The organism is Zoogloea sp. (assembly GCF_028693495.1).
Classification (GTDB): Bacteria; Pseudomonadota; Gammaproteobacteria; order Burkholderiales; family Rhodocyclaceae; genus Zoogloea.
Genome location: NZ_JAQUVG010000090.1, coordinates 1 through 14118 on the forward strand (window position 1 = coordinate 1; position 14118 = coordinate 14118).

The window sequence follows — 14118 nt, forward strand, 5'->3', positions numbered from 1 at the left end:
CTCAATCCCTCATTGCTGCACCGATGAATCTGATTACGTTCGTCCATCGACAACTGACTGTAGTGATTTCCCATGCCTACACCCTAACAAATCGGGGTGTTGCACTTCAGTCTAGAGCGCGCCCTGCGTAAGGCTGGCGAGCGCTGCGCGGCGGTGATCGTGCTCGTCTCGCCCCAGTGGGTGGCATCAAAGTGGTGTCTGACCGAGTTTCTATTCGCTGCGCAACTCGGTAAGGAGATATTTCCAGTCCTTATCTCGCCTTGTCCTTTAGAAGAGCTGCCACTAGAGCTGACCGCGACCTATCAATTCGCTGACATTTCGACACCAGAGAAGCAAGCTGATGGTTACGAGCGCCTGCGTATTGGTTTGCATCGTGCAGGTCTTCACCCGGGAGCCTTTCCATGGCCACCGAAGGACGAGCCGAAGCGCCCGCTTTATCGCGGACTGAAAGTCCTGGAAGAGCAGGATGCCGCGATCTTCTTCGGCCGCGACACGCAGATCACCAAGGCGCTGGACACGATTCGGCGGCTGCGTGACGGCGCGCCCGAGCGGGCGCTCGTCATCCTTGGGGCTTCCGGTGCCGGCAAATCGTCCTTCTTGCGGGCAGGTCTCCTCGCAAGACTCAAACGTGACTGCGAGCGTTTCCTTATCCTGCCGACGGTGCGCCCGGGGCGTGCTGCTCTTACCGGTGCGAGCGGGCTCTACCACTCACTAGGGGTCTCCGCCCCCCTTTACGCGCCTAACATTCCGGACTGCGTGGCGGCACTTCGTGCCCCGGCGCTTGAACATTTGCGTGTCCATGCGTCGCACCCAGAGTCTGGTCCTGAAACACTCGCCCCGACGATTGTTCTGCCGATCGACCAAGCGGAAGAACTATTTGTTGCCGGTGATCAGGAAGCCTCTGCTGCGATCGAAATAATTGCGGAACTTGTCAAGGCTGATTCGAACCTGCTCCTGCTTCTGACGATTCGTTCGGACAGTTTTGAACTATTGCAAGAAGATACTCGCCTCGTCGGCATTCCACGTCTGCCTTTCGATTTACCGCGTCTGCCGCCCGCAGCCCTGAAAGAAATCATCGAAGGCCCTGCCCGGCTTCCGTCAGCCGGTATCTCGATCGAGGCGGAGCTCACCGAGCAGTTGATTTCAGATTTCGATGGCCCCGATACGCTTCCATTACTCGCTTTCACGCTTGAGCGGCTACTGATTGAGCATGGCACCGACGGTAGGCTTACTCAGAGCAAGTACATGGAGGAAATGAAGGGGGTCGGTGGCGCAATCCGCCAAGCTGTTGAGAATGCCTTTGCGCGGGCGGCAGAGATGCCAGGACTGCCGCAAGAACGGGCAGCATTGGATGAACTGGCCCGGCGATGCTTCGTTCCGGGTCTTGTCCGGATCGATCACGTAGCCGGTGTTCCAAAGCGCCGCGTGGCTCTGCGCCGCAAGTTACCGTCTGAGGCACTTTCACTTATCGATTGTCTGGCTGATCAGCGGCTGTTGGTGAGTGACATGGACGGCGCCGAAGCTACCGTCGAGGTTTCACATGAGGCGGTCTTGCGCTACTGGAGAGAACTCGCAAGCTGGATCGCAGAGCGTCGGGACGAGCTCCGAATGAGCGAGCGTGTTACTGCGGCGGCGGCGGAGTGGCGTGCGGCAGAGGGCCAGGCCAAGACCGAGACCCTCATACATCGCGGCGAGCGTCTACAGGCGGCCGAGCAGTTGGCGCAGTGGGAAGATCTCGACTGGAAGGACGGAGGAGCTCAGATTGAGTATCTAAAGGCTTGCCGTGAGCTCGAAAACAACGCCGAAAAAAGAGAGCTTGAACGTCTTCGGCGTCAACAACTGCAGCGCCAATGGATAGGCGCTCTTGTTGTAGTAGTCGCTTTGGTTACCGTGCTGGGGGCGATTCTGGTCGTGGCGGGGCAGCGCAATCTGGGCTTGGCACAGTCACTCATGCTCGCACGGACCGCAGAGCGCTTGGCGGAAGAAGGGGACTACGTACGTGCGTTGCGGTTATCGATTCTTGCGGCACACTCCAACAGCCTGATACCGGCAAGTGCCGAAGCATTTGCTGCACTGTCATCTAACGCGCTGGCACTGTCGCTGACGGTGGAGATTAGGGGGCATACCGGCCCGGTTGTAGGGGCGATCTTCTCCGCGGACCAGCGCCGTATCCTTACTTGGAGTGAGGACGGTACGGCACGACAGTGGGACGTCACCACCGGCGAGCAGATCGGCCCAGAACTCAAGCATGACGATGGGGTTTTGAAGGCAATCTTCTCCGCGGACCAGCGCCATATCCTTACTTGGAGTGGGGACGGTACGGCACGGAAGTGGGATACCGCCACCGGCGAGCAAATCGGCACAGTGCTCGAGCACGAGGACTGGATCACCGAGGTAGTGTTCATGGCGGACGGTCGCCGCATTCTCACTTGGGGTACAGATAAGGTGGTTCAGTGGGATGCTATGACGGGCATGCAAATCGGCCCAGCTCTTAAGTATGACGGACGTGACCTCAGCATTGGCGGTGTGGCCGTCTCGGCAGACGGGCGACGTATCCTCGCCTGGGATACTGGGTGGTACGGCGAGGGGGTATTGCAGCAGTGGGACGCGACAAAAGGGGAAAAGATTAAGATTGGACAAGCGCTTCAGGACTACGGTATGACCGACGGTGCGGTGTTTTCACCAGATCAGCGCCGTATCCTCACCTGGAGTCGCGGTTCTAGGACTGGGTACGGCACTAAGGCGGCCCAATGGGACGTTGCCACGGGGGAGCAGATCGGCCCAGGGCTCGCGCATAATGCTCCGGTCTTAGGGGCTATGTTTTCGGCGGACCAACTCTTCATCCTTACCTGGAGCGAGGACGGCACAGCGCGGTTATGGGACGTTTTGGAGAGCGAGCCGATTGGTCTAGTGCTGAAGCATGACGGCGCTGTTTACGGTGCAGTGTTTTCAGCCAACCAGCGTCGTATCCTCACTTGGAGTGAGGACGGAACTGCACGCGAGTGGGACGCTGTCACGGGGAGACAAATAGGTCCTCCGCTTCAGCACGACGGAGCTGTCGTTGGTGCTGCATATTCCGCGGATCAGCGTCGTATCCTCACATGGAGCAAAGACGGCACAGCGCGGCTTTGGGATACCAGCCCCTATGGGCCGAGGGGTGCGGCGCACAATAATGACGGAAGGATTGGCGGGGCCAAATTTTCGGCCGATGGACGCCGCATCCTTACTTGGACCGACGACGGCTCGGCGAGGCTGTGGGACACCACTACCGGCGGACAGATAGGTTCAGCGTTCAAGCACGACGCTCGGATCGCCAGGACAGAGTTTTCGGAGGATGGGCGGCGCATCCTCACTTGGACCGATGACGGTTCGGCGCGGCTGTGGGACACCACTACCAGCGGGCAGATAGGTTCAGAGTTTAAGCACGGCGCTCGGATCGCCAGGACAGAGTTTTCGAAGGATGGGCGGCGTATCCTCACTTGGACCGATGACGGTTCGGCGCGGCTTTGGGACGCCACTACAGGCGGGCAGATAGGTCCAGCGTTCAAGAACGAAGACGAGATTGCCGGGGCATTATTTTCGCCGGACGGCCGCCGCTTCCTCACTTGGCGTAAGGATGGTACGGCACGACTGTGGGATGCCGCCACGGGCGAGCAGATCGGCTCAGCGCTCAAGCACGATGACCGGATCGCCAGGGCAGAGTTTTCGGAGAATGGGCGCCACATCCTCACATGGACAGATGACCGTAAGCTGTGGCAGTGGGACACAGCCACCGGCAGGACCGTCGGCCCAGCGCTCAAGGACATCGATAAGGACGACTGGGTGGTGATTACGGCGGACGGCCGCCGCATTTTGACTCGGGTTGGGAATAACGTGTTGCAATGGGATGCGACGACGGGCACACAAGTCGGCCCGGCACTCGCGCAGGACGACGACGTCTTCGGTGACGCGGTCTTCTCGAAAGATGAGCGCCTCATTCTCACTTGGAGTGCTAGCACCGCGCAGCTGTGGGATGCCGCTACGGGCATGAAATTCGGCCCAGCTCTCACACACCGCGGGAGAATTGAGGGGGCGGTTTTTTCGGCAGACGCGCGCCTCATTCTCACTTGGGGGCTGGATAGCACTGCGCGACTATGGGACGTCGCTACGGGCGTGCAAATCGGCCCGGCCCTTGGCCACGGTGAGTCGGTCTTAGATAAGCCCACACTTGCGGTATTTTCCGCAGATCAGCGCCATGTATTTACTGCGAGTACGGGTGGTAGGGTGCGTAAGTGGGACGTAAAGTGGGCTACACGCAATCCTAGGGAGTTTTTTTTCATCGAAGAGTTATGTCGAGAAAAACTTGTCGGCGAAACAATCCAGACCCCATCCACTTCTTCTGGAGGGGCATTGCGCGTCGGCGTCCGCCACGTAGATACACGCGACACGTCTGCCGCGCCAATTTTGCGTGGACGTGAGGGTGAGGATGTCTGCGCTCCGCCCCCGACGACTTGGGGGGCCTTGCTTTCGCTGCTTCGCGCAGCAATACGATAGGCTGCTGTCTGTCAAGTTGTTTTTTCAGAGCGGAGTATGGGGCTCGAATGCAGCAGAGCCTGCATGGGATTGGAACAATCGCTGGATAACTCAGTGGCGCGTCATCAAGCCGGTCATCTTCCTGGGTGAGGAGGAAGCTGAAGATTCGGACTCCCCGAATGTCACGGAGGAGAGTTTTCAAGACCGCGTAGCTAAGGCGCGGCAAATGCCGAAGCTTGACTTGGACAAGCTCGCACGTCCGGCCGCCAAGTCCGGGCCTGTCGGTAGGCAGCAGACCACCACGACCACCTTTAAGCGCAGGCCCGAGGTCGTCGCTTGGGTCATCGAGTATGCCTTGCAGAAAAACCAAGGCAAGTGCGAATTATGCAAGCGCAAGAGCTTCACCACTCTGAAGGGCGAGCCTTATCTGGAGGTGCACCACGTTATCCCGCTCAGTGAAAACGGGCCTGACGAAATCTCGAATGCGGTAGCCCTCTGTCCGGCATGCCACCGCGAGGCCCACTTCGGAAAAGATAAAGAGGAGCTCAAACAGCAGCTGTACGCTCGGATCAAGCGACGGGAAGAGCAACTGCTGGAAGCTGGAGGTGAGAGGAATCCATGAGCAGTGCCTGTCTCTTGGTGCCGTCCAAGTAGAGCCCCTCCAACTTCCGATGTGGGGGGGGGGTGTATAGCCGCCAAAGTTGGAGCTCCTGCCCCATCCAGCAGCATCACCCTCGGTCGTCCTGGATACCACGCCTTCCCCAAGCCCGGCGCAGGATCAAGGGACCTGCGCCGGGCGTGACCCCTTCGGGGCCCCTGCGAGCTTGACTCGCAGGGGGTGTTGATATCGGCATGAGATCACTCCGAAGCGCTCCCGCGAGGTCCGCGGCAGCGCGTCGTCCGGCACCAGGCGGAACGCGGTCACGCCCCGCCCTCAGATCGTTTCCTGCTTGAACTTGCCTGAGCTTCCCTTCCCCGATCCAACCGGATCGGGCTGGTCTGGTTGCGAACCCGCGTGGATCTACTTTCGGCATCCCTTCATTCCGCTCTCTTACGCCGATGCCGACGATCCGCAAACGCAAGTATCCGTTCCCTACCGCCTTCGCCTTCACGAAGTCCCGCCTCCTGGAGGAAGCCGAACGCGTCAAAGCCCTCGGCCTCGATCAGGTCGAGTTCTCCTGCACCGTCCACCGCGGCATGCGCGCCGTGATCTACGCCTCCGGCCGCATCAAGCTGTACACGCGCTACTCGTACCGCAAGCGCCCGTATCGCATCCCCCTCGGCGAACTGGGCCTTCTGACCCTCGAACAGGCCCGCGTCCTCCACCAGCGCTATCGCCTGCAGGCCTCGCAAGGCGAAGACCCGAAGGCGCCGAAGGTCTCGAACCTGACCTACCGCGAACTCCACGAAGCCCATTACGTCGTCCAGTGCCGGGCCCGCCAGAAGAAGACCCTGCACACGGACCTCAGCCGTCACGCGAACTGGCTTGGGCCTGAGTTCGACGACATGCCGGTTGCCGCGATCACCAAGACCCACGTCAGCCGCTTCGTCCTCAAGATGCAGGAGGCTGGACTGGCGCCGGCCACGATCCGCACCATCGTCGGCCAGCTCAAGACCACCCTCGACATCGCCGTCGAGCTCGGGATCGTGCCCCGTAACGTCGCCAAGGGCGTGCGTCTGCCACGGGTGGATAACCGTCGCACGGAGTTCCTGGAGGTGCCGCAGGTCGCCGCCTTCATGGCGGCAGCGCAAGCGAGCCCGCAGGTCGTCGGCTCGCGCATGCTGATGCTGATGGCCCTTACCGGCGCCCGCCTGGGCGAGGCGCGCGCCCTGCAGTGGCGTCACCTCGATCTCACCGCCGGCACGTGGTTCCTGCCGACCCAGAAGTCCGGCCGGCCGGGCGTGATCCACCTGTCCGAGCCCGCCAAGGCGGTGATCCGCGAGCTGCTGCCGTATCGCCGCAACGACTACGTGTTCCCCGGCGAGCGGGACAATGAGCAGCTGGCCCGGCCGATCCGCCTCTTCAAAAAATTGTGCCAGCAGGCGGGCATCCCGGAGGGCTACCGTATTCATGATCTCCGCCACGCCTGGTGCAGCGCCGGTGTGTATGCCGGAATTCCGCTGGAGGTATTGAGCCAGGGTGCCCGTCATTCGTCCCCAGTTGTCACGCGCATTTATTCCCATGCTCATGCGGCGTCCCTGGTCGCCGCCCAAGCGACCATCGGTGCGCTGTTCATGCCTGCCCAGCCGTGACATTTTTTATGGTCCGATGGGGTATCGTCCGGACGCGTTCTAAACCCTCTTGCGCGCGGCCTGCAGCGGCCGCGCCCGCCGAAGGCCTCGTTCTTGAGGCCTTCTTTTTTCTGCCTTCGATACCGCACGGGAACACCTAGAGCGTTGATTCTGCGTGTTTATCGTCTCCGAAGGGGCGGCCAGATGGCATCTCACCACCTCTGCCACCTGACACCCAGGCGCTCGTCGTCATCCTGCAAAGTCTCACCTGCGCTGGCCAGCGACCCGACGGCACCTGCGGGTGCCGTGACGACATTGCCATCAGAGGTCCGACGAACATGCAAGAGACTATGAAGAACACCGCCGCTCCCTCGCTCCTCAGCGGCGAGGACCGCATCCTGACCACGCTGGAGGTCGCCGAGATGCTGCGCTTGAAGCCTGCCACCCTGGAGAAGGCCCGTTCGACCGGCATGGGCAACTACCCTCCCTTCGTCCGCCTCGGCGGTCGCCGCGTCGGCTATCGGCTCTCGGCCGTGGAGGCGTGGATCCGTGCCAACTCCTTCAACGTCGATGGCACGCGCGCCTATCCCCAGGCCGCCTGAGATGGAAAAAAAGAGGAGCGCAGACCCGGCCAGTGGCCGGGCTGCACTCAGGGGAGCTCAACTGCGACGGCTCGACGCCGAGCGCATCAGGTCGGCCACGTGGCTGCTGGCTTGCCTCAAGCGCGCATCGTTGAGGTGGGCATAGCGAGCTGTGACGGCCGTCGAGCCTTGGGCGTGCCCCAGGATGCCGCCTATCTCCTGAAGGCTCGCCACACCGACCAGATAGCTTCCATGTGAATGGCGTAGGTCGTGGATTCGGGTCGATTTTGGGTCGATGCCCGCGCGCCGGAGGACCCGCTGCCAGGCGCGGGTGGGGTTGCCGATGGGCTGCCCGGGCCGCGTCCCGGTGAAGATGTACGGGTTGCCGCGGAGGCGCGGTCGCCCGTTCAGGATCTCCATTGCCACCTCGTTGAGGATCACGATCCGCGCCTTGCCGGACTTGCTGGTGGGCAAGTACCACTGCTGCCGCTCGGCTCGGATATGCTCCCACTTCGCGTACATGGCCTCCGCCCGGCGGGCGCCGGTGGCAAGCAGGAAGCGGAACAGATCGGCCGCCGACTTCGAAGGCTCCGCATCGAGGGCCTTCAGCAGTCGTGGCAGCTCGCTGCCGGGCTCGATGAAGCGCTCCCGCTTGTTGTTCTCCCGATGCAGGCGGATGCCGTCACAGGGGCGAACGGTCGGCGGGATCAGGGCCCAGCTTCCCGCCAGGGTGTAAGCGTGGCGTATGAGTTCGAAGATCCGGTTGCTGCTGGCCGGCGCCATCTTGGCCTTGTTGTCGTTGTGGAAGCGCTGCAGCTCCAGCGTGGTGATCTTCGCCATCTCCCGGTGGCCGAAGGCGGGCAGCACGTGATTGCGGTATCGGCTTTCATCCGCCCGGGCGCTGCGCTTCGTGCTGACGATGTGCGGCCACAGATACTGCTCGAAGAATTCCCGGAAGGTGATGCCCGTCTCGCGCAGCGCGTCCCGCTCCTCCTGCGGGTCGATGCCCTTGGCGAGCAGCGCCTTCCACTCGATCGCCTTCTGGCGGGCTTCCTCGATGCTGGTTTCCGGGTAGCCGCCGGCCTTCATTGCGCGCTTCTTGCCGTGGATCTGATATCTAAAAAGGAAGCTCTTGCGGCCTTGCCGGTTGATTTGAACTCTAAGCCCCCCGATGTCGAGATCTGACCATTCGATCTCCTTGCTGGCCGAGTTCGATGGGCACGGCGGCAAGGCGTCGAGGCTGCGCTTGGTGAATCGGAACTGACGTTTCATGGATCTGGACTCCTCAAGATCAAAGCAGCCCGCGTTCCGCGAACGAGAGCGGGTCGCCGCCGCCGACGATGAAGTGGTCGAGCACCCGCACGTCCACCAGTGCGAGGGCCTGTTTCAGGGTCCGCGTCAGCGCCTCATCGGCCTGGCTCGGCTCGGTCACGCCCGACGGGTGGTTGTGGGCGAAGATGACGGCGCCCGCGTTGCGCTGCAGCGCGAGCTTGACCACTTCCCGCGGATAAACCGAGGTCTGGGTCAGGGTCCCGCGGAAGAGCTCGACGCAGTCGATCAGGCGGTTCTGCGCATCGAGCAGCAGCACCGCGAAGACCTCATGTGGGAGCCCGCCTAGGCGCAGCTGCAGCAGCTTGCGCACGCTTGCCGGCTCGGCGAGGCAATCGCGGTTCGCAAGGATGCGGGACAACGCCCGCGCCATCAGCTCGACCGCTGCGGCAAGGGGTCGCAGCGGGCCATAATGGGCGATACCTTCCTGCAGGGCTGGCGTGCCGGCATCGAAACGGAAGACGTCGGCGAGCGGCAGGTCGGTGAGTGTGGCTGCGCCCTCGTTGCCCAGGACGAGGCGCAGCAGGTCCGCGTCCGGCAGATGCCGGATCGGGGTGGGTGTCATGGTGATGCTCCTCACAAAAACGGTGCGAAGAAGTACGAATCCTCGGCTCAGCGCATGGCCGCGTGGCCCGGTCCCGCATGGGTTGAGCGCGGGCAAGGCATCGTGGGATTCGTCGCTGAAGGTGGGATGGACCGACGCCGGGCGCTGGTCCATGTCTGGTGTTTCGGGCTGCGTCTGGTGCGCTATCGCGGGCGTGACTTGCGGGCGTCGCGTCGCTCGACGTAGCGCTGGGTCTCGGCCCAGGCGAGGTTCTCGGCCTGCTCCCGGTTGAAGCCGCCCATGTGCTCACGCGCCGCCGCCCTCTCCTGGAAGAACTCATTGGCATCGTCATCGATTTCGGCGAGCCATTGGGCGATCTGCGGGCTCAGCGGCGGCTGGTATGTCGAGTCGCCCACGGTCTAATACTCCGAGGGTAGGAGGAGCGTGCTCGCCGATCGGTCCGCCTCCGTGATGATCCAGATAACCACATCGGGCGCGATGGTGTAGGCGGAGACGATCCGCTGGCCGTATCGCAGCGCGGCGAGGTTGGTCTGCCAGTCCTCTTGGTCGATGTCTCCGAAGTCGCCGCGGACGTGCCTGCAAATCAGCGTCAAGGGTGAGACGTGGTGCTGCTCAAGGGCCGCGAGGGCGCCGGGCGTAGCGAGGACTTGCCCGAGATCAAACTTCGGCGTGAAGGGGGTTGGGGGCAGGCTGTCGGCGTGGGCTTCGGTGTGGCGGGTTTGCATGTGGGTCTCCTGAATGCAAAACAGCCGAAGCCCTTGAGGAAGGGCTCCGGCTGTCGTGAAAGGCGGATAAGAGGGTGTGGCGCGTCTGGGTGTCAGGCGGCCTTGAGATCGGGCGCAGGCGCGGCGTAGGCCCGGCAGAAGGCAAGCAGATCCGTGTCGATGTCCGCCGCCTTCGGGATGAAGATCACCGTGCCAGCGTCGTCTTCGGCGAACACCAGCTCGAAGCCAGTGTCGTGCTCTTCAAGCACGTCGAAGTAGGCGGGGTGGATGCGGCAGCCGGTCTCGGCTTCGAGGCCTGCTAGCGTGTCACCGGCCTGCACCAGAAAGGCGTGCGCATGCAGCGCCGGATCATAGGGTTCGCCTTGGGCGAAGTCCTCGAAGCGCTGGGCGATCAGCGCCCGGAGGGCCATATCGGGGACGCGGGGCAGATCCTGAGGATCACGCAGGTGAATCATGGTTGTCCTCGTCAGTGGCGCTGATATGGGGGTGAGCGTGACCTATGCGCTCCTTCCGGCCTTTCTTGCCCTTATGAATGACGACGGGTGGCGCGGCGGTGATCGAGCTGGACGTGGTGCTGTCGGCGGTAGTCATGGTGGTCTTGATCTGCTTGGTGGGAAGTTCGAAGGGCTCGCCCACCTCGGCCAGAACCGCGTCTTTCCAGGCGGCCCAGTCGCCGGAGCGCACACTGAGGTGTGCCCCTTCGGGCGCAGGGGTCAGCAGGCCCTCGTGGCGAAGTAAGGCCAGCAGGAAGCCCGAATCGTTGGCCGATTTGCCGCTCGGGAATGCCGACTTCAGCGTCTTGGCCGGAAAGGCCTGATCCTCGGCGAGGTGGGCGAGCGCCCCCTCGATGCCAGTGAAGGGCACGGCGACCCGGGAGTAGTAGCCCGCGCTGCTGTTGCCGGTGACAAGGAAGTAGGCCTCCGTCGAATCCGCGTCCTTGAGGATCGCGTAGCTGAGGGTGCCGGTGGAGTGGAGGCCGGCCTTGCGGGCCGTGCCGGTGCGGATGCACAGGTAGGTGATCGGGTCGGACATAAAGGTCTCCGTCGCTCAAAAGAGAAAGGCCCCTGATCCGCGAAGATCAGGGGCCTTCAAGAAGGTCGGTGTGACGCGTGCGCGTCAGCGCTCGACGTGGATACGCAGCTCCAGCTCGAAATCGAGGGTGTCGGGCAGCGTCAGGTCGGGCAGGTGCCGGATGAGGGTGGTCAGCATGGTGAAGGTCCTCGTGGTGGTCAGGATAGAAGCGGAGGCCGGCACGGCATCGCGCGGGTCTCTCAAGGGCATGATATGCAGGAGGGGCAACCGGCTCTGACGGCCTGGGGGTCGCCCCCTCCCCGTCTGCCTGCAAGCGCCGTCAGATGCGGGCGCAAATGCGAACAACCGAATAGCTACCGTCGCCACCGTCCATCAGGAGTCATTCATGCCCGTCCGCGCCCTTCAGCCCACACGCTGGCTTGCCCAGCGGCTGGGACTCTCGGTTTCCACCATCGAGCGCCTGCGCGCCCGCGGTGACCGCAACCTGCCGCCCCATGTCCTCATCGGCCCGCAGACGATCCGCTACGACGAGGCGGTGGTCGAGGCGTGGTTGGCGGCCCGGATGGGGGTGGCTGAAACCCCGATGCCGGTCGCTCCGGAGGTGTCGGCGACCTCGGCGCCGTCATCGCCGGGGCTGCGCACCCGGTTCGGCAAGACGCGCCTGGTTTCCCCGGCGACGGGGTCCAACTGATTGATCACGATGCGAGAAGGAGCCTTTCCCCTAAAAGGGGAAAGGCTCCTTCTGTGCGGCTTGATCATCGGGCGGTCGCAGAATGGCCGCAACCGGTCATTGATCAGTCGGGCGACCGCCTGACTCTATCTCTAGTCAATGCTTCGACCGGCTAAGTCTCTTGCGCGGGAGGCGTGTTATGTGTTGAACGGGCCTCAACTTACCCTTCGAAGTTTCCTGGCAGGGGTTTGTTGGAAGTCAGCTTCTGAATTTGCGCTCTATCTGTCCCGAGTGCGGATGACTTCGTGCCTGATCCGTAAGGAATCTTCGCTGTGCTGCCTTGTTGGGCATTCTGCGTGATAAGGTTTTCTCTCATTCGGTCCCGATCCTTTTGCGCACTATCTCTTTCTGCCTCTACCTCCGCGAGCCGCGCCACAAGTTTTTTTTCCTGAGAACGAACCTCGGCAAGTTCTTCACCTAGAGCTTGACGGACCGCCAACAATTGAGCCCTCGAGGCCTTTGCCGCTTTGCGATCCTGCAGTCGAACGCGGCGTCCAAGATCTCCCGCCCTCATGACGTCCAGAAGGTTCTTGACGCTCACCTCTTGTTTAGACGCCCACCATTCGAGAACGTCGGCACCTGGTTCAATGACGAAAGCGGGTTTTCGGTTGTTGGTGATTACCCGCACGATTCCCAAGTCACGCGTTGCCCTGCTGTGCAACGCTGTCTTGTCATTGAACTCCCGAATGGGGGTTTCCACATGCGGCGTATTGCCATCGTAGGCTTGATGAAACCTTGACACGCGAAGCACTTCATAGCTCGTGCTGTCGGAAGTCATCATGATCGGTACGTATTCGGTCGGGCTCGATTCATCAGCGATCGTGCGCCACCGCTTTAACCAATTCAACCAGCTATGTGCCATCTGTCTTCCTTGATGGTAATTGACATCAATCTGATGGTATTTGCCATCAGACATCGAAGTCAAGTAGTTGGTGGCTGCTAGCTGCAGAGCCTGCCTTCAAAAGTTCACAGGGGACCCGACCGGACGTTAGATCACAACGCCCACAGCCCGCTTGATCCGCTATGCCAATATCTCCGCCCTCTTCGGGCGACGGGCAAGGAAGAAGGAGGGCTTCCTCAGAGAACTTAAGGGCGCTCATAACCGATTGTGGGATGTCTGGTGTGATGAGCGGTGTATGGTCAGGCAACTGGGCTCCGAGTTTCGCCGTAGGGGTGTATAGCCGTCAAAGTTGGAGCCCATGCCCCCTCCCGCTCGATCACCCTCCCTCTACCTCGGTGCGACACCGCCTCACCGAGCCCGGCGCAGGATCGAGGGACCTGCGCCGGGCGTGTCCCCTCCGAGGGGCCCCGGCGAGCCTGGGCTCGCCGGGGATGATGATGTCAGCGGGTCGTGTCTTCGTTTCGGGATGCAGCAGCCATTCGGCGCAGGCGCTCTTCCTCTTCCCAGCCGGGCTTCCGGTCGATGTCGCCTTTCTGCGGGTTCAGGGCGATCCAGACGCCGCCGCCCTTGTCGGGCTGCGCGTTGAACGCCCGGGCGGTCCGGATCAACGCATTCCTGAGGATCTGGGACGTCTCGAAGGTAAGCGCCGCGTAGCTGTCGCGGGGTGCGGTGGCATCAACGTGTGCGTCGTGTAGGGTCAGGCAGGCCTCGTGCCGCCCGAGCCATGTGACGGTCAGCCCGCCCGCGGGAATGGCGTCCTTGAGGCGCGTTGCCGCCTCGGCGTAGGCCTCCGCAAAAGGCGTGTCCTTCATGTCCGGCAGCGCGATGGACACCGAGTCCTGAGGCGCCCGCATCGAAGCGGTCCGCTCCCGGATCGCCCGGTCGGCCCGGGCCAGCACGTAGAGGATCCACTCGGCGGATACCTCGGCCGTCCGGTTCAACTTCAGGAAGTGGTGGACCAGGGTTTCGGTGTGCGGGTCAAAGACGATCAGCAGGTGCCCCTTCCAGCCGGGTGACCTCTCCGGCTCAGCGACCGCCTGGGCCGTTTCTATCCCGAGCACGCGCAGGCTGAGCGCCTGCTCCCTCTGCTCGGGCGGCGCCCAAACGATCGGGTTGGCCCTTCGCCACGTCGAGATCTGCGGCGCGTCGATCTTGAGGGGTTTCAAGGTCGCATCCGCGGGCTGGGCGAGCAGCGCGCGCTGCAGGCGCAGGGTCCAGGCGAGCAGGTCAGTCCCCTTGGTGCCCGGATCGAGGGCGGCCCGGGCGAAGAACATCAGCGCGCCGACCTCGCCCAGGTAATGGAAGCACTCATCGACTCCGGTACGACGGGGCGCTCTGGGCATGGACGTGTTCTGGGTAGCGGATGACTCAAGGGCAGATCAGGAGCGTAACCGAATCCTGACCGAACTGGATGTGGCTGTATCGGCCTGAAGCCTCGAAACCATTCCCTCCTTGGACTGGATCCAGCCGGATGGAGGTGGTCTTTCAAACGGCCTCCGATGCGGAGAATT

13 protein-coding genes are annotated in these 14118 nt (G+C 62.5%); 5 read left to right on the plus strand and 8 right to left on the minus strand.

Annotation, left to right across the window (positions count from 1 at the left end):
• Window positions 1–96 precede the first annotated feature (96 nt).
• From PHD22_RS13460 to PHD22_RS13475, 4 genes are all read left to right on the plus strand, one after another.
• Entirely contained in the window at window positions 97–4533 is a 4437-nt protein-coding gene (locus PHD22_RS13460; RefSeq protein WP_299867779.1) for a TIR domain-containing protein, read from the plus strand.
• Between the two features lie 16 nt (window positions 4534–4549).
• Complete coding sequence (locus tag PHD22_RS13465) at window positions 4550–5134, plus strand: HNH endonuclease (RefSeq protein WP_299867782.1); 585 nt, start codon at window positions 4550–4552, stop codon at window positions 5132–5134.
• A gap of 437 nt (window positions 5135–5571) precedes the next feature.
• Window positions 5572–6765: an integrase gene (locus PHD22_RS13470; protein WP_299867785.1), complete on the plus strand. Its 1194-nt coding sequence runs from the start codon at window positions 5572–5574 to the stop codon at window positions 6763–6765.
• Window positions 6766–7082: 317 nt separating this feature from the next.
• Window positions 7083–7346 (plus strand): helix-turn-helix domain-containing protein, encoded by a 264-nt coding sequence (locus PHD22_RS13475; protein ID WP_299867787.1) that lies wholly within the window; start codon window positions 7083–7085, stop codon window positions 7344–7346.
• A 57-nt stretch (window positions 7347–7403) separates the two neighbouring features.
• On the opposite strand, the gene PHD22_RS13480 is transcribed toward PHD22_RS13475, so the two are convergent.
• The 6 genes from PHD22_RS13480 to PHD22_RS13505 form a co-directional block, all read right to left on the minus strand.
• Window positions 7404–8597 carry a site-specific integrase gene (locus tag PHD22_RS13480; RefSeq protein ID WP_299867790.1) on the minus strand — a complete coding sequence of 398 codons (1194 nt, stop codon included), beginning with the start codon at window positions 8595–8597 and terminating at the stop codon, window positions 7404–7406.
• Between the two features lie 19 nt (window positions 8598–8616).
• Entirely contained in the window at window positions 8617–9219 is a 603-nt protein-coding gene (gene radC, locus PHD22_RS13485; protein ID WP_299867793.1) for a DNA repair protein RadC, read from the minus strand.
• A gap of 182 nt (window positions 9220–9401) precedes the next feature.
• Window positions 9402–9614, minus strand: a complete 213-nt coding sequence (locus PHD22_RS13490; RefSeq protein ID WP_299867797.1) for a hypothetical protein — start codon at window positions 9612–9614, stop codon at window positions 9402–9404.
• 3 nt (window positions 9615–9617) lie between these two features.
• Window positions 9618–9944, minus strand: coding sequence for a hypothetical protein (locus PHD22_RS13495; RefSeq protein ID WP_299867799.1), 327 nt, complete (start codon window positions 9942–9944; stop codon window positions 9618–9620).
• Between the two features lie 92 nt (window positions 9945–10036).
• On the minus strand, window positions 10037–10399 hold the full coding sequence (locus PHD22_RS13500) for a hypothetical protein (RefSeq protein WP_299867802.1): 363 nt from the start codon (window positions 10397–10399) through the stop codon (window positions 10037–10039).
• Window positions 10383–10976, minus strand: a complete 594-nt coding sequence (locus PHD22_RS13505; protein ID WP_299867805.1) for a hypothetical protein — start codon at window positions 10974–10976, stop codon at window positions 10383–10385. Before PHD22_RS13505 ends, PHD22_RS13500 begins: the two co-directional genes overlap by 17 nt.
• A gap of 385 nt (window positions 10977–11361) precedes the next feature.
• Here PHD22_RS13505 and PHD22_RS13510 point away from each other — a divergent pair, with 385 nt between their 5' ends.
• Window positions 11362–11667: a helix-turn-helix domain-containing protein gene (locus tag PHD22_RS13510; protein WP_299867808.1), complete on the plus strand. Its 306-nt coding sequence runs from the start codon at window positions 11362–11364 to the stop codon at window positions 11665–11667.
• A 199-nt stretch (window positions 11668–11866) separates the two neighbouring features.
• Here the strand turns inward: PHD22_RS13510 and PHD22_RS13515 are convergent, their stop codons facing one another.
• Entirely contained in the window at window positions 11867–12622 is a 756-nt protein-coding gene (locus tag PHD22_RS13515; RefSeq protein WP_299867811.1) for a hypothetical protein, read from the minus strand.
• A gap of 425 nt (window positions 12623–13047) precedes the next feature.
• Window positions 13048–13950 carry a hypothetical protein gene (locus PHD22_RS13520; protein WP_299867814.1) on the minus strand — a complete coding sequence of 301 codons (903 nt, stop codon included), beginning with the start codon at window positions 13948–13950 and terminating at the stop codon, window positions 13048–13050.
• Window positions 13951–14118: the final 168 nt, after the last annotated feature.

What these genes read in the sequence shown, in the direction of transcription:
- PHD22_RS13470 (WP_299867785.1), top strand. Translation starts at nt 5,572, where the DNA reads ATGCCGACGATCCGCAAACGCAAGTATCCGTTCCCTACCGCCTTCGCC.
- PHD22_RS13475 (WP_299867787.1), top strand. Translation starts at nt 7,083, where the DNA reads ATGCAAGAGACTATGAAGAACACCGCCGCTCCCTCGCTCCTCAGCGGC.
- PHD22_RS13480 (WP_299867790.1), bottom strand. Translation starts at nt 8,597, where the DNA reads ATGAAACGTCAGTTCCGATTCACCAAGCGCAGCCTCGACGCCTTGCCG.
- radC (WP_299867793.1), bottom strand. Translation starts at nt 9,219, where the DNA reads ATGACACCCACCCCGATCCGGCATCTGCCGGACGCGGACCTGCTGCGC.
- PHD22_RS13495 (WP_299867799.1), bottom strand. Translation starts at nt 9,944, where the DNA reads ATGCAAACCCGCCACACCGAAGCCCACGCCGACAGCCTGCCCCCAACC.
- PHD22_RS13500 (WP_299867802.1), bottom strand. Translation starts at nt 10,399, where the DNA reads ATGATTCACCTGCGTGATCCTCAGGATCTGCCCCGCGTCCCCGATATG.
- PHD22_RS13505 (WP_299867805.1), bottom strand. Translation starts at nt 10,976, where the DNA reads ATGTCCGACCCGATCACCTACCTGTGCATCCGCACCGGCACGGCCCGC.
- PHD22_RS13510 (WP_299867808.1), top strand. Translation starts at nt 11,362, where the DNA reads ATGCCCGTCCGCGCCCTTCAGCCCACACGCTGGCTTGCCCAGCGGCTG.
- PHD22_RS13515 (WP_299867811.1), bottom strand. Translation starts at nt 12,622, where the DNA reads ATGTCTGATGGCAAATACCATCAGATTGATGTCAATTACCATCAAGGA.
- PHD22_RS13520 (WP_299867814.1), bottom strand. Translation starts at nt 13,950, where the DNA reads ATGCCCAGAGCGCCCCGTCGTACCGGAGTCGATGAGTGCTTCCATTAC.